Annotated in this window: 24 protein-coding genes; 8 read left to right on the plus strand and 16 right to left on the minus strand. The window is 40.4% G+C overall.

Going from position 1 to position 21,441, the window contains the following annotated elements; genetic code table 11:
- Positions 1 to 67: 67 nt before the first annotated feature.
- Positions 68 to 1,915, minus strand: a complete 1,848-nt coding sequence (locus QL989_RS15485; RefSeq protein ID WP_290171032.1) for an ABC transporter ATP-binding protein — start codon at positions 1,913 to 1,915, stop codon at positions 68 to 70.
- Positions 1,916 to 2,024: 109 nt separating this feature from the next.
- A complete protein-coding gene (locus QL989_RS15490; RefSeq protein WP_138604889.1) occupies positions 2,025 to 2,480 on the minus strand; it encodes a phosphate-starvation-inducible PsiE family protein in 456 nt (151 codons plus the stop codon).
- 272 nt (positions 2,481 to 2,752) lie between these two features.
- On the opposite strand from QL989_RS15490, the gene QL989_RS15495 reads away from it, so the two are divergent.
- Both QL989_RS15495 and QL989_RS15500 read left to right on the plus strand, forming a co-directional pair.
- Positions 2,753 to 4,147 (plus strand): M28 family peptidase, encoded by a 1,395-nt coding sequence (locus QL989_RS15495; RefSeq protein WP_290171034.1) that lies wholly within the window; start codon positions 2,753 to 2,755, stop codon positions 4,145 to 4,147.
- A 121-nt stretch (positions 4,148 to 4,268) separates the two neighbouring features.
- A complete protein-coding gene (locus QL989_RS15500) occupies positions 4,269 to 4,715 on the plus strand; it encodes a DUF4826 family protein (protein ID WP_138604887.1) in 447 nt (148 codons plus the stop codon).
- Positions 4,716 to 4,795: 80 nt separating this feature from the next.
- Here QL989_RS15500 and QL989_RS15505 read toward each other — a convergent pair whose 3' ends face one another.
- The 4 genes from QL989_RS15505 to QL989_RS15520 are packed head-to-tail and all read right to left on the minus strand — an operon-like array spanning position 4,796 to position 7,706.
- Positions 4,796 to 5,263, minus strand: coding sequence for a glycine zipper 2TM domain-containing protein (locus QL989_RS15505; RefSeq protein ID WP_290171036.1), 468 nt, complete (start codon positions 5,261 to 5,263; stop codon positions 4,796 to 4,798).
- A gap of 15 nt (positions 5,264 to 5,278) precedes the next feature.
- Positions 5,279 to 5,899 carry a penicillin-binding protein activator LpoB gene (gene lpoB, locus QL989_RS15510; protein ID WP_041708999.1) on the minus strand — a complete coding sequence of 207 codons (621 nt, stop codon included), beginning with the start codon at positions 5,897 to 5,899 and terminating at the stop codon, positions 5,279 to 5,281.
- A gap of 8 nt (positions 5,900 to 5,907) precedes the next feature.
- Entirely contained in the window at positions 5,908 to 6,333 is a 426-nt protein-coding gene (locus tag QL989_RS15515; protein ID WP_138604884.1) for a YcfL family protein, read from the minus strand.
- Positions 6,334 to 6,341: 8 nt separating this feature from the next.
- Positions 6,342 to 7,706 carry an adenine DNA methylase gene (locus QL989_RS15520; protein ID WP_290171039.1) on the minus strand — a complete coding sequence of 455 codons (1,365 nt, stop codon included), beginning with the start codon at positions 7,704 to 7,706 and terminating at the stop codon, positions 6,342 to 6,344.
- 198 nt (positions 7,707 to 7,904) lie between these two features.
- On the opposite strand from QL989_RS15520, the gene QL989_RS15525 reads away from it, so the two are divergent.
- Positions 7,905 to 8,774, plus strand: coding sequence for a DMT family transporter (locus QL989_RS15525; RefSeq protein WP_290171040.1), 870 nt, complete (start codon positions 7,905 to 7,907; stop codon positions 8,772 to 8,774).
- Here QL989_RS15525 and QL989_RS15530 read toward each other — a convergent pair.
- The 7 genes from QL989_RS15530 to QL989_RS15560 all read right to left on the minus strand — a co-directional run bounded on the left by QL989_RS15530 (position 8,771) and on the right by QL989_RS15560 (position 15,424).
- A complete protein-coding gene (locus QL989_RS15530; RefSeq protein WP_290171042.1) occupies positions 8,771 to 9,466 on the minus strand; it encodes a M15 family metallopeptidase in 696 nt (231 codons plus the stop codon). The two genes, QL989_RS15525 and QL989_RS15530, sit on opposite strands and share 4 nt — an antisense overlap.
- Positions 9,466 to 10,596, minus strand: coding sequence for a succinyl-diaminopimelate desuccinylase (gene dapE, locus QL989_RS15535; protein ID WP_290171043.1), 1,131 nt, complete (start codon positions 10,594 to 10,596; stop codon positions 9,466 to 9,468). The genes QL989_RS15530 and dapE overlap by 1 nt, the downstream gene beginning before the upstream one ends.
- On the minus strand, positions 10,596 to 10,940 hold the full coding sequence (locus tag QL989_RS15540) for an ArsC family reductase (protein ID WP_290171045.1): 345 nt from the start codon (positions 10,938 to 10,940) through the stop codon (positions 10,596 to 10,598). The genes dapE and QL989_RS15540 overlap by 1 nt, the downstream gene beginning before the upstream one ends.
- 4 nt (positions 10,941 to 10,944) lie before the next feature.
- A complete protein-coding gene (locus QL989_RS15545) occupies positions 10,945 to 11,442 on the minus strand; it encodes a PTS glucose transporter subunit IIA (RefSeq protein WP_290171057.1) in 498 nt (165 codons plus the stop codon).
- A gap of 6 nt (positions 11,443 to 11,448) precedes the next feature.
- Positions 11,449 to 11,832: an ACT domain-containing protein gene (locus QL989_RS15550; protein WP_171039579.1), complete on the minus strand. Its 384-nt coding sequence runs from the start codon at positions 11,830 to 11,832 to the stop codon at positions 11,449 to 11,451.
- A gap of 222 nt (positions 11,833 to 12,054) precedes the next feature.
- Entirely contained in the window at positions 12,055 to 14,208 is a 2,154-nt protein-coding gene (gene pta, locus QL989_RS15555; protein WP_054200797.1) for a phosphate acetyltransferase, read from the minus strand.
- A gap of 1 nt (position 14,209) precedes the next feature.
- Positions 14,210 to 15,424, minus strand: coding sequence for an acetate kinase (locus QL989_RS15560; RefSeq protein WP_290171046.1), 1,215 nt, complete (start codon positions 15,422 to 15,424; stop codon positions 14,210 to 14,212).
- A gap of 263 nt (positions 15,425 to 15,687) precedes the next feature.
- On the opposite strand from QL989_RS15560, the gene yfbV reads away from it, so the two are divergent.
- Positions 15,688 to 16,134, plus strand: a complete 447-nt coding sequence (gene yfbV / locus QL989_RS15565) for a terminus macrodomain insulation protein YfbV (protein WP_138604877.1) — start codon at positions 15,688 to 15,690, stop codon at positions 16,132 to 16,134.
- Here yfbV and rlmA read toward each other — a convergent pair.
- From rlmA to xthA, 3 genes are read right to left on the minus strand one after another with little or no spacing between them, the layout of a single operon-like run.
- Positions 16,118 to 16,921 (minus strand): 23S rRNA (guanine(745)-N(1))-methyltransferase, encoded by an 804-nt coding sequence (rlmA, locus tag QL989_RS15570; protein ID WP_290171048.1) that lies wholly within the window; start codon positions 16,919 to 16,921, stop codon positions 16,118 to 16,120. The genes yfbV and rlmA overlap by 17 nt on opposite strands.
- Positions 16,918 to 17,565 carry an energy-coupling factor ABC transporter permease gene (locus tag QL989_RS15575; RefSeq protein WP_138604875.1) on the minus strand — a complete coding sequence of 216 codons (648 nt, stop codon included), beginning with the start codon at positions 17,563 to 17,565 and terminating at the stop codon, positions 16,918 to 16,920. The genes rlmA and QL989_RS15575 overlap by 4 nt, the downstream gene beginning before the upstream one ends.
- Before the next feature lie 5 nt (positions 17,566 to 17,570).
- The gene (gene xthA, locus QL989_RS15580) at positions 17,571 to 18,377 is read right to left on the minus strand and encodes an exodeoxyribonuclease III (protein ID WP_138604874.1); all 807 of its coding nucleotides are present in this window, start codon (positions 18,375 to 18,377) and stop codon (positions 17,571 to 17,573) included.
- A gap of 242 nt (positions 18,378 to 18,619) precedes the next feature.
- Between xthA and QL989_RS15585 the strand changes: the two genes are divergently transcribed.
- The 4 genes from QL989_RS15585 (at position 18,620) to rluB (ending at position 21,384) form a co-directional block, all read left to right on the plus strand.
- On the plus strand, positions 18,620 to 19,051 hold the full coding sequence (locus QL989_RS15585) for an exonuclease III (protein ID WP_138604873.1): 432 nt from the start codon (positions 18,620 to 18,622) through the stop codon (positions 19,049 to 19,051).
- A gap of 203 nt (positions 19,052 to 19,254) precedes the next feature.
- On the plus strand, positions 19,255 to 19,776 hold the full coding sequence (locus QL989_RS15590; protein ID WP_138604872.1) for an EF-hand domain-containing protein: 522 nt from the start codon (positions 19,255 to 19,257) through the stop codon (positions 19,774 to 19,776).
- 151 nt (positions 19,777 to 19,927) lie between these two features.
- Positions 19,928 to 20,518 carry an SMC-Scp complex subunit ScpB gene (scpB, locus tag QL989_RS15595; RefSeq protein WP_138604871.1) on the plus strand — a complete coding sequence of 197 codons (591 nt, stop codon included), beginning with the start codon at positions 19,928 to 19,930 and terminating at the stop codon, positions 20,516 to 20,518.
- Entirely contained in the window at positions 20,515 to 21,384 is an 870-nt protein-coding gene (gene rluB, locus QL989_RS15600; protein WP_008110001.1) for a 23S rRNA pseudouridine(2605) synthase RluB, read from the plus strand. The genes scpB and rluB overlap by 4 nt, the downstream gene beginning before the upstream one ends.
- The last annotated feature ends 57 nt before the right edge of the window (positions 21,385 to 21,441 follow it).

Raw genomic sequence — 21,441 nt, forward strand, 5'->3', positions numbered from 1 at the left:
ATGTTATCAAGATAAGAATTTAATTAAGTGTGTAAGGCATCTTAAGTAGCACCTTACACATTAGCGTTTATTCAATACCAATAAAGCCGCCGGTTTGATGTGCCCACAGTGCAGCATAAATGCCGCCTTTGGTAATTAATTCATCGTGACTGCCTTGCTCTACAACGCCACCTTCATCAAGCACAATAAGCCTGTCCATTTGTGCAATGGTTGATAATCGGTGTGCAATAGCAATGACTGTTTTACCTGCCATTAAATCATCTAAGCTGGCTTGAATAGCCGCTTCTACCTCTGAGTCTAAAGCGCTGGTAGCTTCATCAAGTATAAGAATAGGCGCGTTTTTGAGTAACACCCGAGCAATAGCAATCCGCTGGCGTTGCCCGCCCGAGAGGGTTACCCCTCGTTCGCCCACTTGTGCATCAAAGCCTTTATTGCCTTTGCTGTCTTCTAAATCGTTTATAAAATCGAGCGCTTTGGCTTGTTTGGTCGCATCGAGCATTTCGGCTTCTGTGGCATCGGGTCTGCCGTATAAAATGTTATCTTTTACTGAGCGATGTAGTAGGGATGTATCTTGGGTAACCATAGCAATATAACGGCGCAGACTTTCTTGGCTAACATCGGTTATATTTTGACCGTCAATACTAATACTACCCCTGTCTGTATCGTAAAAACGTAGCAACAAGTTAACTAATGTGGATTTACCCGCGCCAGAGCGACCCACTAAGCCAATTTTTTCGCCCGGTTTAATATTTAAGTTTAAACCGTTAATTACTGGACCTCGGTTATTTTCATTAGCGGCTTTACCATAATTAAAGTGTACATTGTTAAAGTCGATTGCCCCTTGAGTTACTTTTAAGCTATCGGCTTTTGGCTTGTCATCAACCGCAATCGGGTTTGAAAGGGTGCGCATGCCATCGGCTACGGTACCAATGTTTTCAAATAAGCTGCTAATTTCCCACATGATCCATTGGGCCATGCCATTAAGCCTTAACGACAAACTCAATGCTACTGCAATAGCCCCCGCACTAATGGCACTTAACGACCATAAATACAAAGACACCGCTGCCACCGAAAATACCAGTAAATAGTTCAAGCTTTGAATAACCACATTAAGGCTGGTTACCAAACGCATTTGTTTATATACAGGCTGTAAAAATACGTCCATGCTTTGTTTAGCATATTGCTCTTCGCGTTGGGTGTAAGAAAACAGCTTAATGGTTGAAATATTGGTGTAGCTATCAACAATACGGCCGGTCATTTCTGAGCGTGCGTCAGCTTGTGAGCTTGCAATGCTTTTTAACCGTGGTACAAAGTAAATTTGCACGCAAATATATAATGCTAACCACACTAATAATGGCAGCATTAAGCGCCAATCTGAGGCGGCTACTAAAAACACCATTGAGCCAAAATAAACGGCAATATACATCAATACATCAAGTAACTTAGTGACTGACTCACGCACGGCCAATGAGGTTTGAAGTACTTTAGTGGCTATTCTTCCGGCAAATTCATTTTGATAAAAGCTAACACTTTGGCGTAATAAATAACGGTGCGCTAACCAACGAATCGACATCGGATAGTTACCCAACAGTGCTTGATGTAAAATAGCCGACCTGAAAAAGACTATCATGGGCATCACGACCAAGAGCATTAACCCCATCTTTATTAATTCGGATTGTTGCTGTGAAAACAGCTCTTCAGGGGTGTACTCACCTAGCCAGTCAACCAGTTGCCCCATGTAACTAAATAAAGACACTTCTAAAATAGCTAATAATGCGGCACTGAGCGACATAAGCACTAACGACAGCTCCATGCCTTTGGTGTAATGGCGGCAAAAGGCAAATAAGGTATTAGGAGGCTGAGATGGAGAACGCTCCGGAAACGGTTTAGTCATCCGTTCAAATAATCGATACATATTAGAAGCTTATTAAGTATTTATAGAGATGTCCCACTATACCATTGTAAAATACAAAGGCGCAGTGGGAATGAGATGTTTAAGTGTTATCTTAAGTTGAGTTAACGCTTTAAAGTTTTGTGTGACCGGTTTTATTTTTTACCAGCCAGTAAGATATACCTAAGGCTATTGTTACCAATGCAAGGCCAACAATTTGCTCTGAGGTCACTAATTTTAAATCTAAAACAATAATTTTACGTGCCACAGCCATTAGTGCGGTGGCAATAACCAGTTCAACCGGCAGTGAGCTTGAACCTAAATATAAACGAATGTTGGTAAATATTTCTACTGCTATAAGCACCACCATAAAAGCACCAAAGGTTTGTAGAATGTCTTCAATGTTTAATAAAAAGTAAGGGGGAGAGCTCAATCGCATATATAAAACATATACTACATCAGCAATACTCCAAAAAATAACCAACACCATGAGTACCGCTAATATTTTAATAGCAAAGCGAATCGCATGATGTAAATACTGCATAAGGGGATCAACATGATCCTCAGGTAATTCTTCGTGTTTCTTCATATTTTTACAGCACCTTATTATTTTAAACAGGGTATATAAAATGATAGCTGATTAATCGTGCTTCTCTCCTTAGTATACGTACAAATCAGTATAAGTGATTATTTTTATTAAACTAGCGTACTTATTAGTTGCAAATGAACTAAGCCGAGCAAGCTAGCTAATGTTAATTAAATGTAATTTAACCTGAGGTTTTTAACGTCTATCTCAAAAGCATTGCTGTATAACTGCAGAGCTGTCATTTTAAAAACATCAACAATGAGGATTAAACTGCTATGTCAATTTCACCTTTAAAGTTAGTTACTCGGCTTATTAAGTATAGTGCGGTTGCATCTGTTTGTAGCGCACCATTTTATAGTGTGGCAGCACAAACCACACAACAAGCATCATTGCACAATATTGCAGGGCAAATTTCAGCGCAGCGTATTGGAGATGATATTCAAACGTTGGTGGATTTTGGGACTCGCCATACTCTATCTGAAACTAAATCGGATACTCGTGGTATTGGCGCGGCAAGGCGTTGGATAAAAAAAGAATTTGAAGCAATTTCTGCACAGTGTGGTGGCTGTTTAGAAATACTAGAAGTAAAGCAAACCATTTCGGGAGAAAAGCGTATTCCTAACCCTGTAGAAGTGGTTAATATAATTGCGATTCAGCGCGGTAATACCGATCCTAACCGTATGGTGATTATGTCGGGAGATATAGACTCGCGGGTTAGTGATGTTATGGACTTTACTAGCGATTCACCGGGGGCAAACGATAATGCATCAGGGGTTGCCGGTGTTATTGAAGCTGCACGGGTGTTATCGCAATATACATTTAATGGCTCAGTGGTATACGCCGCACTCTCAGGTGAAGAGCAAGGTTTATTTGGTGGTAAAATTTTAACTGCTTACGCACAAAAAAATAACTGGCAGGTTCATGGTGTTTTAAATAACGACATGATTGGCAATATTAACGGCATTAATGGCGTAACCGATAACACAACTGCACGTATTTTTTCTGAAGGCACGCGCGTCGTTGAAACTAAAGAACAAGCCCGCACTCGTCGTTTTACCGGCGGTGAAGTTGACTCAGCGAGCCGTAATTTAGCACGTTACATAGACACCATTGCTGATAAATATATTGAAAACTTAGATACCATGCTGGTATACAGGCTCGACCGTTTTGCTCGAGGCGGGCATCACCGTCCGTTTAATGATGCGGGTTTTGCGGCTGTTCGCATTATGGAAACCAACGAGCATTATGACCGTCAACATCAAGACCTGCGCACCGAAAATGGGGTTGTGTACGGTGATACTATTGATGGGGTTGATTTTGATTACGCCGCAAAGCTAACTTCATTAAATGCGGTTAGTCTTGCGTCAATGGCATGGGCTCCTGCGCCACCAAAAGGGGTGAAAATTAGTGGTGCTGTACGCGCCAGTACCACACTTACTTGGCAGCCAACAGAAGATGAAAATGTAGCGGGCTACCGTATATACTGGCGCTACACCAGTGAGCCACAATGGCAATACAGTCAATGGGTTGATAAGGTCAGTGAATTTACACTAAAAAATGTGGTTATTGATAACTACTATTTTGGGGTTGCTAGCGTGAATCAACAGGGTATTGAGTCGCCAGTGGTATTCCCAGGTGCTGTAGGCTCGTTTGATCACAATATAAAGTAAGTGTACTTTGCTTGAAAATTCAGCAAACAGCTGCAAATAAGGTGTTAAGCACGCTATTTATGCTTGCGCCTTATTTGTTATGCCCTTAAAGTGTAAACAAAGAAGTAAAAAGGTTATTAAAATGCAGCAACAAGAACAACAACCATTAACACCAGAGCAGCAAGCTGAACTTCAGCAACAAGAAATTAAATGGCAGCGCGAGTGTTTTCAAAATGCACAACAACATTTAGCTGAAAAAGGCATTATGCCTAAAACCTTGCTTGAAAAAGAAAGTCGTTTTTTAGCGCCTTTATGTGCGCTTTGGAAATTTAAAGCGCAAAACGGTAAGAGTTACTGGGTGATCACAGGTCGTTTACCAACCGATCACGCTGAAGCGTCTGCAGCAAAAGATGCACGTGATGCCATGCGTTATTTTTCATTGCAGTGGCAGTTAAAGGCCGACCAAATTATTACAGCGGGTGCACGAGATAAAACCCAAGCCGACTTTGCAAACTTACTTATAAATCGTGCTCACGGCTTATATGAAATGCATGAAAATGAGCAGCTTTGGGCAAAAGAACCAGCTTAAAAATAAACGTAATTACCCTTTAAAAAACCTAACTTAGTTACCTAAGTTAGGTTTTTTTCAGCTATCGCCATGCAAGAAGCTTAATACGCGCTATCTACTCGCACTGTGTTATTGGTTAAGTAGATTAGGCGAACATTATCCCCTTGATGAAAACGCATAGCGGGATCGCTGTCTTGTAGCACCATAAATTGCTCACCACTTTCTACTTGTATCAGTAATTCAACCAGCCGTGTATGTTCATAGCGCTGTGTTTGCTGCTGATTATGGGCAACGTTACCACCAATCACCGATCCTAAAATAGTCGCTACAGTACGACCACTGCCGCCGCCAAACTGGTTACCAATAACGCCGCCTATTAAGGCACCGCCAAAGGTTTTCCAGCCGTTACTTTTGTCTTGTACTAATTGTTGCTCAGTAATAGTGCGCACCGACTTTACTTTACCAAATAGTACTTGCTGTACAGGAACGGCTTTATTTCGTTCGTACTTGGCAAACGTTGGGGCACTTACTACTAATAAAGCGCATAAAATTAAGCTAAGCGTTTTCATAATTCGCTCCTGTTATTACCAACCAAACGTTGATTTTTCACGCGTTTTACGAATTTCAGTTTCGTCAGCCCATTCAACAAGACCGCTTTGCATATCCATTAAACGCATTGTAAATTTGTAGTACACATCGGCTTTATCTGCATTAGATTTAACAATGCTTGATAGGTTACCGTACAGCATATATTGCGCACCAATTTGCTTACCAAAAGCCACCGCAGTACTTGGATTGACTAGGGCGTCTTCGTTTTGAAATGTAATTTGCTCACGAACCGCCTCTACACGGGTCATATCAACAAATCTAAATTTGCCGCTACGCAGTAATTGAGTAGAGATTGAGTCGGTGATTGATTCTGTATCTATGTGTTCACTGGTTTTATTTTTAATACGCTCTACAAATACCACAGGGCGTGTATTGGCGGTCATAGTACCAACCACAGGCGAACTAAGCAGAGAGTCGGTCATTTGCGAGGCAACTTTTTGTAAGTCAGTAGAGCCAAAGTTTATATCTGTGGTTTCTACGGCTTGGGCATCACCATAGCTGACAACAGCTTTGTTGGCACAGCCTGCAAGTGTCAGTGCCGCTAAGCCTAAAATTGCATAACTAGACAGTGATTTAAATTGTTTATTGATCATCATGATTTCCTTTAATCTTTAAATTCTTGTGCGTCGGTTGATACTTCTCTTACCGCTAATGAGAAGGTAACGGCATTAGAGCTAGGTGCTAGTCCTGCAAGCTGAGTTTTAGCAAAGCCAAATAATGTTAGGGCTTGCCACGGTGAGTGATTGCCTTTAATAACAAAGCCATCTTTATCAAACCAGTTAAATTGATACTGTAAGTATTGCGACTTTTTATAGGTACTCGCTAAAGTAACTACCACGTCGGTAAGGTTATTTGTTTGACGCGTTTTTACATCACTGATTAAAAGCTTTTTAGCTAATTGTGGGTTATTAACATTGAGCTGCTCTTTATAAGCGTTGGCAGTTTGCTCAACCCCAATACCTGAGGTTACAGGTCGGCTGCTACATGCGCTAAGCATAAACAGCGCAATAACGGGAAGTATGTATTTCATGATGGCTCCTAAAGTTGCACTACATGGGAGTTAAAATAGTTATTAACAGAGGTTAGGTAGATTAACGTTAACCCTTGCTTACTAACGGTAAAATTTATTGGCGGTTGTGAGCCAACGTTTAAAGTATGCTCGCCTGCTTTCACTGCACTGCGGACAAGGCTGATCTGATTAGGCAGGGTAAGCCAACTGCGCGTATCTGCTTGCTCAGATGCAAGGTTATACAAGTTTGCCAAAATGTTTCCTACATCACCGGCACTGCGCGCAAGCTCTGCACGCATTTTTTCTTTAGCGACAAGGCGTAATATTTGCCTTGAAACACGACCAGCTACTTGCTGTTCTAACGTTTTAGCAGCGAGTGCCTCTAAATGTACTAAAGGGCTTAATGCTAAATTTTGGTCATCAACTTTTAAATTATTAACGGCACTGCTGTAGGCATTATTAATATAAACTGGCATTGCTAGGCTATAAAAGCGGGCATCCCCCTGCGAAGTATAAATGGGCAATCGCAATTTAAACTCGTGCTGTTTTGGTATAAGGCCTTGTTCAAATAATATAACTACTTCGCCTTGATTTTTATCTATGGCGTTTACTTCACCAAACTGTCGCTTAAATTGCTGGTAGTCATCTGCAAAACCTTGCTGCTTAGCAAGGCGCAATATATCTTGCTGTAAATACGGATTGTTAGGTCGTATTTCGAGCGCTTTTTTATAGTCAATGTAGGCATCATCGCCTTGCTTTGCTTTTTCATATAACAACCCGGATAAGTAAAACGTGTACGCATTTTGAAAGCCATTTTTTACCGAGCGAGTTAAATTATCCATGTCTGGGTAGTGTTGCTGTGCTTGGGCAATGGCATTATCAAATTCGCTTTGATTATCAAGTAGTGCATCAACTTGTACTTTATTAGCGCGGCGTATTTCAACTAACGCGCTCTCAATATCGCGCTTATAAACATAATTAAGTGCTTTGTAGCTATGCAACATACTCATTTCGTAAGCAGGTGGGATATAACCTATAGCTGAGTCGTTGGTTAACAGCGCATTGCTTTGCTCAAGCCCTGCACTTACTTGTATTTTGGCTGCTTGGCGTTTAGCTTGCATTTGTTGATAGACAGTTTCAAAATATGTTTGCGCACTGTCTGGATTATTAGCTAAATCAGCAATACGCCCTTGCTCTAATTGGTTCAGTAAATAATTACTGTGGGCTTTACTGTTGGTTTTTATAAGGGTGCGTGCATTTTCAATATTATTATTGCTAATAGCTTGCCTAACAGGGGTGGTGTTTGTGGCATAATCATTAAACAAGTCGTTAAAGCCAATAGTGCTGCAACCACTTACAATAAAGCAAAAACTGAAAATTAAAATGTGACGCACACGCACTCCTTTTATCTATTTTATAAGGTTAACACATGGCTTATAAATGTAGGTGTGAAAGATTGTAAAAAAGCGTAGTGTATAAACATTAAAGCTTTATCATTAAAAAATAACCATTTTAACGTTTACAACAATGGACGCTAATTTAATCCGTATATATAAATACGGTACATATTTATCAATACGTTAGGAATTTATTTGAAAGCCACTCTGTTTACTATTATCGCGTTAGTTGCCTTTGCTGCCAATTCGTTATTGTGTCGCTTAGCATTAGCTCAAGGTTATATTGATGCGTGGAATTTCACTGTTATACGGCTTCTCAGCGGGGCAGTGTGTTTGACCATTATTATGCTGCTCTATACAAAGCAGTTAAATAAAAATGCACAATTAAGTGGTTCTGTTATTAACGATACCGGAAGCTGGCGAAGCAGTGTGAGCTTGCTGATATACGCGCTGTGTTTTTCTATAGCTTATATAGAGTTAGATACCGGTATGGGCGCGCTTATTTTATTCTCCGCGGTGCAATTTACCATGATTGGCTGGGGCATCTATAAGCAAGAGCGCTTAACCGCTGTGCAATGGCTTGCATTTATTGTGGCGTTTGCGGCTTTTGTTTACTTAATGCTGCCTTCGCAAACAGCGCCACCGGTAATGGCGGCAGTATTAATGAGCATAAGTGGCGTGGCATGGGGAATATACAGTATTCGTGGCAAGGCGTGTGTGTCACCACTTAGAGCCACCACTTGTAACTTTATTCGCAGCTTATTAGTGCTACCTGTTTTAATAGTAGTGGGTATGAGCCAACTTAAAAATATTCGTATGGAAGGGGTGTTACTTGCCATTGGCTCAGGTGCGATAGCATCGGGTGTTGGTTACAGTATTTGGTATGTGGCTATGCCATTATTAAAAAGCACGCATGCAGCTATAGTGCAGTTATGCGTGCCCGTTTTGGCAGCTATTGCAGGAGCGGTGTTTTTATCAGAAACCTTAACTGTGCAATTTATGCTCCCGAGCAGTATTATTTTACTAGCGGTATTGGTTTTTACGTTAAATAAAAAAACTAACTAACACTGCTTAGCTGGTGGACTCACATTGAGCACAAAGCGTTCATACAAAGCAGGTAAGTGGGTTAAAATAGCGTCTTTACCTAATAAATCACTCTCTTTAATGCAGTTGTGTAATACCTCAACTGACAGGTGCCTCATAAGCTGCTCTGACTGCGAAATATGGCTAATATGCCAAAGTTCTGGGGCAACACCGCCTAAATCGTGCTGATAAGGCCGATAAAATCCAAATTCTGCCAGGTGGATGTCTAGCCATTGACTCAGTTCGGCAAAAGGTCCGCCATGCTGATATTCATCGGGGGTTAGTTGCAACTCATAATCGTCACTCACTGCGCCTTTATCAAAAATATCTAAGTCAGTGCCTAAATGATGGCGACTTGCCCCTGGCAGTGCAGAGTACAGCATTATGGCGGTACATTTTTCAATATCACTCAGTGAATTTAGTTCAACGGCTTGTTGCGCTTTATTTAACACCACGCGCTTATTTGAAAATTTAGCATTCCAAATAGCTGATTGACGATTAAAATCTCGAAAACTTGATGCAATACATAAATCAAAGCCAGCGGATGCGGCCGCTGATTGCAGTGCAACAAAGTCGTTGACAATATTGGCATGCAAATAATGGTTTTGTATGGCGACTAGGTGTGCATCACTTTGTCCGGTGATGCATTGTATGAGTTCTTTATTTGCAGTCATTAAGTTAACAGTTGTTCTAATATTTGCTCGTAAATATCTGCCAGCGCGATCAGGTCATCTGTGCTAACACACTCATCAACTTTATGAATTGTGGCGTTACGTGGCCCCAGCTCGATTACTTTAGCGCCGGTTTGAGCAATAAAGCGGCCATCTGATGTCCCACCTGTTGTTTCTAAATTAGTGGTTAAGCCAGTTACTGATTTAATGGCAGCGACGGTAGCATCAACTAACGGACCGTGATCGGTTAAAAACGGTAGGCCATTTACAATCCAATTTAGTTCGTAATTCAAATTATGTTTTTGTAAAATCGCGTTCACTTTTTGTTGCAGCTGCTGATGAGTAACTTCGGTGCTAAACCTAAAGTTAAATTGTACTTCAAGCTCACCGGGGATCACATTACCAGCACCTGTGCCACCATTAATGTTAGAGATTTGAAAGCTGGTGGCTGGGAAAAAGTCATTACCCATATCCCACACAGTTTGGCTTAATTCGGTTAAAGCTGGCGTGGCTAAATGAATTGGGTTTTGTGCTAAATGTGGGTAAGCTACATGACCTTGCACGCCTTTAATAGTTAAAAAACCAGTTAGAGAACCACGACGACCATTTTTAACCACATCACCGAGTACATCGCGCGATGAAGGCTCACCAACAAGACACATATCAATTTTTTCACCGCGCTTTTCTAAAGTATCTATTACGCGGGTAGTGCCGTTGATAAAAGGGCCTTCTTCATCTGAGGTAATTAAAAACGAGATAGAGCCTTTATGATCTGGGTGCTTAGATACAAAGCGCTCTGTGGCTACAACCATAGCTGCCAGTGAGCCTTTCATGTCGGCTGCGCCACGGCCATGTAATAAACCGTCTTCAATTAGGCCTGCAAAAGGCGGGTGCTGCCAATTTTTTTCAGGCCCAGTGGGCACTACATCAGTATGACCGGCAAAACAAAAATGGGGCGATTGGGTCCCTTTACGTGCCCATGTGTTTAGAGTATCGGTAAAAAATAGCGATTCAATATCAAAGCCAATAGCGCTTAGACGTTCATTCATCATATGTTGGCACCCAGCATCTTCAGGTGTAACCGACTCTCGCTGAATTAAGGCTTGGGCTAGGGTAATTACTGGATGGGTCATTATTTAAAAATCTCATCGTATTGGGCTGCTTTAAAGCCTAAGTGGTACTGCCCGTTATTAACAAGTACAGGGCGTTTTATCATTGCAGGTTGTTCAACCAATATATCGATAGCAGTTTGCTTAGTTAAGCTTTGCTTTTGCTCATCCGAAAGTGCTCTGTAGGTTGTGCCACGTTTATTAACAAGTTGTTCCCAGTCAATATGCTCTGCAAAATCGCTAACCATATTATGATTAACGCCATCTTTACGATAGTCATGGAAAGTGAATGCGATGTCATTATCGCTTAGGTATTTTTTTGCTTTTTTGATTGTGTCGCAGTTGCTAATGCCATAGAGAGTGATCATAAACCTACTTCTTTTTGATAATAGTTAATAAGGTATCTACACCAGCATTGACCTGCGGGTGAGAATAATGAAAGGTGCCTAAGTCGTGGCCATTGAGTATGATAAGGCTAGCTAAAATAGGCGCATCGAGTTCACGCAAATCAAAGTAAGCGAGGCGCTGTCCTTTGATTATTTTACTGCCATTAAGCTGAGCAATATGAGTATGCGTGAGAGTTTGAGAATCAGGAACAGCTAAGTTTATTAATACTTTTAAACCATTTTTAGCTTTTAAAATAAACTCGCACCCACCGCTTTTAACTTGCAACAAAGTACCATTAAATGGCGCTAACACTTTATGGCTAGTTAAGCTGACCATGACTCCTGGTCCTAAAGTTCCAAAGCGAAAAAAAGCTTCAGGATGCGCGTCCATTTGCAAAACTTTACCACTGAATGGGCTGGTTATTTGTATTGCGCTTCGGCCAATTTTATTTTTAGTTAAATAGCTAACGTCTTCAGATTTCATCATTAATTAAGTTACCACGTTGTAGCCATCGGCTTTGAGAGCAGCCATCGCTTTGTTGACTGTTTGCTTTTTTACTAAGATATAGTCGGTGTCATAGGTTGAAATTGAAAAAATTGACACGCCAGCTCTTGCTAATACTCCTGAAATATTTGCCATAATTCCGGTTAACGAAAATCCTAATGGGCCAATTACTTCTAATGCTTGCCAATTCGATTCTGTATCTTGGCTATCAATTATAAAGTCATCAGGGCAAACAACCGAGAGTTCGTCGTGCGTTTTTGAAATAAAAAATAATGGTTGCTTTAACAGGGCAGGAGGGATGTCGGCATCAAGCGCTAAACTATGAATTGATAAAACAGTGCTGTGTAATTGTAGTGTTTGTTTTGACATAAAACCCATCCCTAGCAGCAAGATAATAGCTTTATAGTATAGAGTATTGAATCTAAGTTAAAGGCCCAAACTGAGCCGTTGTTAAAGTTTTTATTAATTAAAAAATAATTGTCCACAATTTCTGTGGATAAGCTTGGGGGTTGTAAGGTATAAATAGCCTAACCTATTAATAATTAATTAAAAATTGGCTAGGCTATAAAAGGGGCATGTTAGTCAAATGAGTTAATTAAGTGCCTCAGCTTGCGCTGCTTGAATGGCAGTTAAAGCAATGGTATACACTATGTCGTCAACTAATGCGCCACGGCTTAAGTCGTTAACTGGTTTACGCATCCCTTGCAACATCGGGCCGATACTGATCAAATCAGCGCTTCGCTGTACTGCTTTATAGGTGGTGTTGCCAGTATTTAAATCAGGGAATATAAACACCGTTGCTTTACCTGCAACAGGGCTGTTAGGTGCTTTTTTAATCGCTACACTTTCCATAATTGCCGCATCGTACTGTAGTGGTCCATCTATAATTAGATCAGGACGCTTTTGCTGGGCCAGTTTAGTTGCCGCTCGCACTTTTTCTACATCAGCACCACTGCCTGAATCACCCGTACTGTAACTTATCATGGCTACGCGAGGTTCAATACCAAATGCTGCTGCTGAGTCGGCAGATTGAATTGCAATATCAGCTAGTTGCTCGGCATTAGGATCGGGATTAATAGCGCAATCACCATAAACTAGAACCTGATCCGGTAATAGCATAAAGAACACAGATGACACTAATGATGAACCTGGCGCAGTTTTAATTAATTGTAACGGTGGGCGAATGGTATTGGCAGTGGTGTTTACCGCACCCGATACCAGACCATCGACTTTGCCTTGCTCTAGCATCATGGTGCCAAGTACGACGTGATCTTGTAGTTGCTCTTGGGCGACTACCTCGGTAAGACCTTTATTCTTACGGATTTCCACCATAGGTGCTACGTAGTCATTTATGATACTGCTTGGCTCAATTACAGTTACATGCTCGTTAAGCTCAATGCCTTGCTGCTCGGCTATACGCAATATTTCATCACGATCACCTAATAAAATTGTTTTAGCAATGCCACGCTGGCCACAAATAGCGGCTGCTTTAATGGTTCTAGGTTCGTTACCTTCAGGCAATACAATTGTTTTTTCGGCTTTACGAGCTTTTTCAGTCAATAAATACCTAAAGGCAGGAGGGGATAGTTTTCGGGTTTTCCCCACACTTTTAGCTAAGGTATCTAACCAATCAGAATCTATATACTCTGCGTTATGATCTTTTACCTTTTCAATGCGCTGTTCATCATCGCTTGGCACTTCTAGGTTAAAGTTATGCAGTAATAACGAGGTGCGCCAAGTGTCGCCTTCGGTTGCTAAAATAGGCAGCCCTGTTTGCATGGCTTGTTCGCACAGCGCCATGATGCGCGGCTCAGGCTCAAAGCCACCGGTGAGCAAAATAGCGCCTAGTTTAGTACCATTCATGGCAGACAAGCAGGCTGCAACCAATATATCTGAACGATCGCCTGGGGTGACCAATAACGCACCTGGGGTAAAATAATTTAGAATATTTGATACCGTACGGGCGCAAAAAGTAATGCGTCTTAGTCGACGATGCACCATGTCACCTTCGTTAATAATAGTGGCTTTTAAATAGGCACTTAAATCTTTAACGCGCGGCGCTACCAGCTCAAAATCCCACGGAATGGCACCAAGTAACATAAAAGGATTTTTTCTAAAAATAGGTAAAGAGGCCAGGCGGTTAAGCTCGTTATCCAGTGCTTCTGGCTTGTAAGTATCGACTAAATCAGCGCGAGCGCGACCTTCTTCATCTAGAGGGGCATTTACTTTATTGAAAATACAACCCAGCACACGAGGGTGATCTATGCCACCGTAATTTCCAGCAGCAATTTCAAGGCGATCTTCAATTTGGGTAATACTGTAATTCCCAGGGGTAAGCACAAATACGATATCGGCCCCTAAGGTTTGTGCAATTTCACGGTTTATGCGTCCTGCATAAGGTTGGCGACGAGTTGGCACCATTCCTTCGATTATAGCCACTTCGTCATCGTTGATCTTACTTTGAAAACGCTCAACAATTTCTTCTAATAAATCATCACCTTTACCATCACCAATCATTTGCTCTGCGTAATCGAGCGCAAACGGTGTTGGCGGCTTAATTGGTGAGCCTTGAGTGACAATTTGGGTAGATTTTTCAGGGCCAGTTTCACCTGCGCGTGGCTGGGCGATAGGTTTGAAAAAATTAACCTTAACCGTCTTTTGTTCAAGCGCTCTTACTAAACCAACTGATACTGAGGTTAAACCTACCCCTGTAGAGATAGGAACCAACATAATACGACGAGCCATATTATAACTCCTTGGTGATGTTTGCGGCGTCGAGTGCAATAACCCATTCTTCGTTGGTAGGCATAACCACCGCTTTGCTTGTTGAATTAGCAGCGCTAATTAATCCAGCTTGGCCAAACCGTGCATCAAGGTTTGCTTGAGGGTCTAAATTGATACCCAAAAATGCTAACTGTGTAAGTACTTTTTCGCGAATAATATCGGAATTCTCGCCAATCCCACCGGTAAAAATAAGCGCATCTAATTTTTGCAGCGGTACCATGTAGGCGGCTATTTGTTTTGCTAAGCGGTAGCAAAACATATTAAGTGCCAGCATGGCTTGCGAGTTGCCAGCAATGGCAGCCTCTTCAATAGTACGGCAATCGTTTGATAGCTCGCTTATTCCTAATAAGCCACTTTTTTGATTTAGCAGGTCATCAATTTGCTGTGCGGTGTAATCAAGTTGGGTCGTTAAAAAGTTAAATAGCCCTGGGTCAATGTCACCACAACGGGTACCCATAACAAGTCCTTCAAGCGGGGTTAAGCCCATGCTGGTATCGACACTTTTACCATTTTTGATCGCACACACAGAGCAGCCATTGCCTAAGTGGGCGCTAATAAAGTTACTTTCTTCAACAGGTAAAGACAACATTTTAGCGGTTTGACCTGCTACATAAAAATGGCTAGTGCCATGAAATCCATAGCGTCTAACCCCAAAGTCCTTATAAAGTTGATAAGGAAGGGCATATAGATAAGCAACCTCATCCATAGTTTGATGAAATGCGGTATCAAACACAGCTATTTGTGGTAAATCTTTAAATGATGCTTGTGCTGATGAAATACCTAGTAAATTAGCATGACCATGTAAGGGGGCCAGTGTGGCTGCTTGGGTAATACCTGCAATGACGTTTTCGTCAATTAAAACTGATTGGGTAAAGTGCTCGCCACCATGTACTACGCGATGGCCCACAGCTACTAATTGATCGTCTAAATTGTGATCTTTTATTAAATCAACCAGCGTATCAATTGCTTGGGCATGTGCTTGGTTAGCAGCGAGCTTAATAGTGGTTTTTTCTCCCTGAAACTTATATTTAATTGAGGGAGCATTATCACCTAGGCGCTCCGCTAAACCTGATATAATGTCGTTTCCTGTGTTTGCATCAATAATTGCAAACTTTAGACTTGAGCTTCCACAATTGAGTACCAAAACATGGTTCGGATTATTTGGGAGTGTTGGCATAGATTCATTTTCCATTTAAGTATTAATCAGTACACTTGGTTGATGTATAAGCCTTTGTGGCTTAGATAAGCCTAGACTAAAGTGTAGTAGACTTTATTAAAAGAGCTTTGTGAGATTCTTTCGATAATTTATGCTTTTTGTGAGTTTTACTAATGAAATTAAGCATTTTTACCGATAAAGTGAAAGCAGCTATAATTGTGTTACACTTTTATAAGTATTACGTTTGTTGAAATGTTACAAACCGAGACTATGAGGATTTATTAATGCAAAAAAGTGTGATATCGCAAGTTCAATTAGGGCGTTCTTATGCTAAAACATGGCCAATGCGTAAAGAGGTCGCGCCATTATTTGCAGAATTTAAAGTGATCAGAGCCACTGAGCTTGCAATCACAGTAATGCCAATATTAGCCATGCTGACCCTGTTTTTTCAGATTAATTATTTAGGCTCAGATTTTCTGCCCCAAGCGATTGCCAGTAGTTTGTTTTTTATCTCGTTGCCATTACAAGGGCTTTTATGGTTGGGTAAACGTGCGCAAACTGAATTAGAGCCTGCTATGCAGCAATGGTATAACGAGTTATTTGCAAAAATGGTTGCTAACGGTTACGACGCGCAAATGGGAAAAAACAAGCCCCGCTATTTGGAGCTTGCCGAATTACTAAAAGATATGTTCGATAAAATGGATAAAACGTTTACTAAAGAGCAGTTTTAGTAAATTGCGTAATGTAAAATGACAATGTGACGCTATGCTGTTGTTTTTGCTCAAGTGCTTGCCAATGTTCTGGTCTAAATTTCCACGCAAATGGCGTCATCATAATTAAGTTCTTAACATCGTTAAATGTAAGCGATACCTGCTCTGTTATTAATTGTTGCGATGTATTTTCAAAGCCCGCAGGTGCTGTTATTTGTGTGTGCTCGTTTACGTTGCTATAAATATAATCTTTTAGTTCTTTCAAATGAGTTGGGCCTGGGCTTGCCACAATTAAGCAACCATTATCTTTGACCAGACGTGCAAGTTCACTGTCAAATAAAGGCGCAAATACACTAACCAAAACGTCAGCAAGGTGATCATCAAAAGGCGCTTGGCTAATTGAAGCAACACTAAAATGGCATTGTTTGTAACGTTTTGCCGCATATTTTACTGCCGACTTTGATATATCCACACCGTATACGCTAGCCTGGCTGTTGTTAGCAATAGCGTGAGTATAAAACCCTTCACCACACCCCAAATCAATCACTATTTCAGCATTAAGTGGCTTAACGATATTGGCTAGAGCCGTTTGTAAAAAGCCATAATAACCTTGTTCTAAAAATGAGCGCCTAGCTTGTACCATTTCCAGCGAATCGCCAGGCTGTTTAGAGTTTTTGTTTTGCACAGGGAGTAAGTTTACGTAGCCTTCTTTGGCAAAATCAAAGCTGTGATTGTTATCGCATCTCAATGTTTTATCATTGAGTGCCAGTGGCTGTTTACAAATAGGGCAATGGTAATGAAGACTCATGAGCCTAAATAGTCCTTATCAAAAAAAGTTTTTACCCAATGTGGGCGATAGGTGATCAGTACAGTGATTGCCATACCGTTTAGCATAGCTTCAGGAAAGGCCAAAATAGGACTTAGGTAAATATAATTCTCGCTCAGCTGATGCCAACTATATTCACCTATTGCGTAATAAAAAGCTCCACCGAGTATAATGTTAATACAGGCAACGACACCCGCTGTTAAAAAGCTACAAACAAATATATAGATAAAAAAATGCCGTGCTAAATAGTGATAACACACGATAAAAACTAAATAGCTGAATAACACCGGTATAAAGGCACTAATGATGAGTTTTAATGCGACTAATTCAGGTGTTATTTGTCCAAAAGCAGTTAAAAGCGCTGTTGCGAGTACACAACTTAATATAGCAAGACGCCAACCTAATGTTAGGGTAACTGCGGTAATGCCTAAAATATGCAGATCGAGACCGGGCAAAATACCGGCCTTTATACGCCATAACAAAGCGAGTACCAGTGCACAGGCAAACACACCTGATTGTCTTGCTGGGGTATTAAATAAATTACTGTATGTTGATTTGTTAACGCTTAAAAAGCCGATAACGATGACAACAATCCACAGTAACCCTTGTAATTGCGCGCTCAACATAATTATTAACTAAACTCTGACCAAATAGGCGCATGATCTGATGGTTTATCGATAGCGCGCAATTCATAATCTATGCCTGTGTCGATACAGCGAGCTGCTAAATCATGCGTTGCTAGTACCACATCAATTCGTAGGCCGCGGTTATCAACAAATCCTTTTGAACGATAGTCAAACCAAGAATATTGGTCGTTAATTTCTGGGTTTTGTTCTCTAAAGGTGTCTTTAAAGCCCCAATTTAATAAGGTAGCAAGCCACTCACGTTCAACGGGTTGAAATGAACATTTACCCGTTTTTAACCACCGTTTTGCGTTTACTTCACCAATACCAATATCTAAATCGGTAGGGGAGATATTAATATCACCCATAACAATTACATCTTGGTCAGGAGTGAAATGGCTATTTAGATGGGTCATTAAATCTTGATAAAATTGACGTTTATACGGGAACTTAGTTTCGTGATTAATGTTATCGCCTTGTGGGAAATAGCCATTCATTACATGTAAGTCACGGCCATTCTCTTGCTCTACAGTGACGCTAATCATCCGCTTTTGCGACTCATCGGTGTCAGTAGTGAAGCCTTTTAATACCGATTTAGGCTCTTTTTTGCATAACATTGCCACACCGTAATGGGCTTTTTGCCCATGAAAATAAACGTGGTAACCCATATTTTGTACATCATCTAGCGGAAACGCTTCATCGTGTACCTTGATCTCTTGAAGACCGATAATATCTGGCTGGTGTTTATCAATAATAGCTTGTAACTGGTGTAGACGAGCGCGCAGGCCATTGATATTAAAAGAAATCACTTTCATAAAGTTAACCTTCAAATTTATTTTCATTGTTAGCTAAATTGTATCAGCATTTAGAGCGACATAACATGACCCAAATGAGAAAATAACTGCACAATTGTTGCTCAATTACTGCTTAATGTTTAAACATTGTAAATGCATTATTAAATAACAAAATAAATAAAATATTCAATTGATATGTTAAAAGTTGTCTATATAATGCGCAGAAATCGTTTGTTTAACTCGTTCAAATAGGACTACCCCTGATGAAAACTCAATTACTTTTAGCTGCCTCTCTTTTTGTTTCTGTTACTGCTTCTGCACAAAGCAATACATACTTTAGCAAAGACAACAAATTAGAGTCTAACTTGTGTGTAGTAAGCGCCAATGAAGGTTTTTCAGCTGCACGTAAAATGGCTGCAAAGCATGGTATGTACTTATCGCGTTATTCAAAAAGTATCCTATGTAATGGTCAAGATATCCGCGATATAGCTAAAAAAGAATCAGCGGTTCAAGTTGCTTCATCTAAAGTTGAAGTATTTGCAAAAGATTCACATCAAGAAACACAGTTATGTATGACTGCATTAAAGCAAGGCTTACAACCAGTACGTAAGCAAATTGGTAACTTAAACACATTAAAGTGTAATGGCCAAAACGTAACTGATTTTGTAAAGCGTTACCAAGACGCTGCAATCTAAATTGCCGTATTTGATATAAACAGCTCGGTTCTTACCGAGCTTTTTTTTTGCAAAAATTACCACAGTAGTTTGCAAAAATTGCATTGTCGAATATCGCTGCACAAGAGTTTTGTTTTTAAGTTATTGTTTTTATTGAATTATAATTCTGGCATCGTATTTGTATTATTTAAATTGAAATTTATTAATTTACAAGGATACGTCTTATGAAAAAATTAACGATAGCTTCTACTATTTTAGCCGCATTGAGCTTAGCTGCATGTTCTTCAAATCAGGGTCTAGAAAAAATCGACAGTGATTTTGCAAGCTTAGATAACGATAGCGATGGTTTTATCTCAAAAACTGAAGCTGACGATGATAGTATTTGGCAACACTTTTCAAATATAGATACAAATATAGATAATCAAATAAGTCGTACTGAATATGACGCTTATATGCAGCTAAATGCTGGTAAAGTTGCAACTGATAGTGAAGTAAGTGAGTCTGCATTTAAGGCTGATATTGCGAAGTTTGATAAAATAGAAAATGACTTTAAAAGCTTAGATAATGACAGCAACGGCTTTATTTCAGTTACTGAAGCTGACGATGATGATATTTCAAATCACTTTGGCTACATGGACAGCAATAAAGATAAACGAGTAAGTAAAAATGAGTTTAATAGCTATATCCAAAAGCATGGTGATTCTGTTGCAGAAGACGATGCACTTGAGCAATTTAAAAATAGCTAAATTACATTATTAAATACACTTGATACCAAGCCAGTGTTTTTCACTGGTTTTTTTATACCTATTAAATGTTATTTTATTAATATGTTTTCCTAGTTTGCCGTTGTTCTGTCATAATAGATGGCTGTGTGTTTTTATTAACTTTAGAGTGATTATGGTTGGTCGGCGAATTAGTGATGAACAATTAATTGAAATCATTGAAGCGGCGATTTTCGTGGCAGACAAGCCCGTATCAAAACGTCATCTTAAGGACACGGTTTTAAACGACTTAGCAATTTCTATGGCGCGCATTAATGATGCTGTAGAGGCCATTCAAATTCACTATCAGACGCGTGGAATACGTTTAGTTGAGGTAGGGAGTGGCTATCGTTTTCAAGCGTGCAGTAGTTTAAGCCCATGGTTGAGTAATTTATGGCAAGAACGTGCGCCTAAGTACTCGAGAGCTTTACTCGAAACCCTGTCGCTAATTGCCTATAAGCAACCCATTACCCGTGGTGAAATTGAGCAAGTACGGGGTGTAGCAACTGGCTCAAATATTATTAAAACTCTGCTTGAAAGAGAGTGGGTTAAAGTAGTTGGGCATAAAGAAGTACCCGGTAAACCGGCACTTTATGCAACGACTAAACAATTTTTAGATTATTTTTCGATAACGGGACTTCATGATTTACCCGCATTGCCAGAGCAACAGCAAAGTAAAATTACCCAGTTATTAAGTGATCCTTCTGTGAGAGAACCATCCAAATGAGTATACAAGGTGAAAAGTTACAAAAAGTCCTAGCCCGTGCAGGGGTAGGTTCACGCCGTGAAATGGAAAAATACATCGACGCTAACCGCGTGAGTGTAAATGGTAAAGTGGCGAAATTAGGTGACAGGGTTGAAGAAACCGATTTAATTCGTGTGGACGGTCACACTGTTAAAATTGAAGAAAAAGCTGACAGAATTTGTCGTGTGATTATGTATAACAAGCCTGAAGGTGAACTAAGCACCCGTAAAGATCCTGAAGGGCGTAGAACTGTATTTGATCGTTTACCCCGTATTGATGGTGACCGCTGGATAGCGGTAGGGCGATTAGATGTGAATACGTCAGGGCTAATGCTTTTTACCAATGACGGTGAATTAGCGAATCGCTTAATGCACCCGAGTTACGAAGTTGAGCGCGAATACTCCGCTCGTGTATTTGGTGAAGTGACTGACGAAACGATGAAAAACTTACTTCGCGGTGTAGAGCTTGAAGATGGTCCGGCTAAATTTACCGGCATAAAGCCTATGGGCGGTGAAGGAATTAACCGCTGGTACAACGTAACACTTAATGAAGGTCGTAATCGCGAAGTTCGTCGTCTATGGCAATCACAAGATGTGGAAGTATCACGCCTAATTCGTATACGCTACGGTAAATTAGAGCTTGATAAGCGTGTACCACAAGGTGGTTGGATTGAGTACGATTTAGACACAGTTAACTATTTACGTAAAACAGTTAAACTTGGTAAAGAAACCCAAACTAAGCTGTCGGTTATCCCTGAAAAACGTAAAGATAAGCGCGCTAAAATAAATCAAATTCGTAAGGCGGTTAAAAAGCACAATCAACGTGTGAAACCGACTAAACGTAAGTAATCAAATCATAAAACAAAAAAGCCGCTTTTTATAGCGGCTTTTTTACGTTTAAAACTA

The sequence above is a fragment of the Pseudoalteromonas sp. APC 3224 genome (assembly GCF_030407535.1).
Classification (GTDB): Bacteria; Pseudomonadota; Gammaproteobacteria; order Enterobacterales; family Alteromonadaceae; genus Pseudoalteromonas.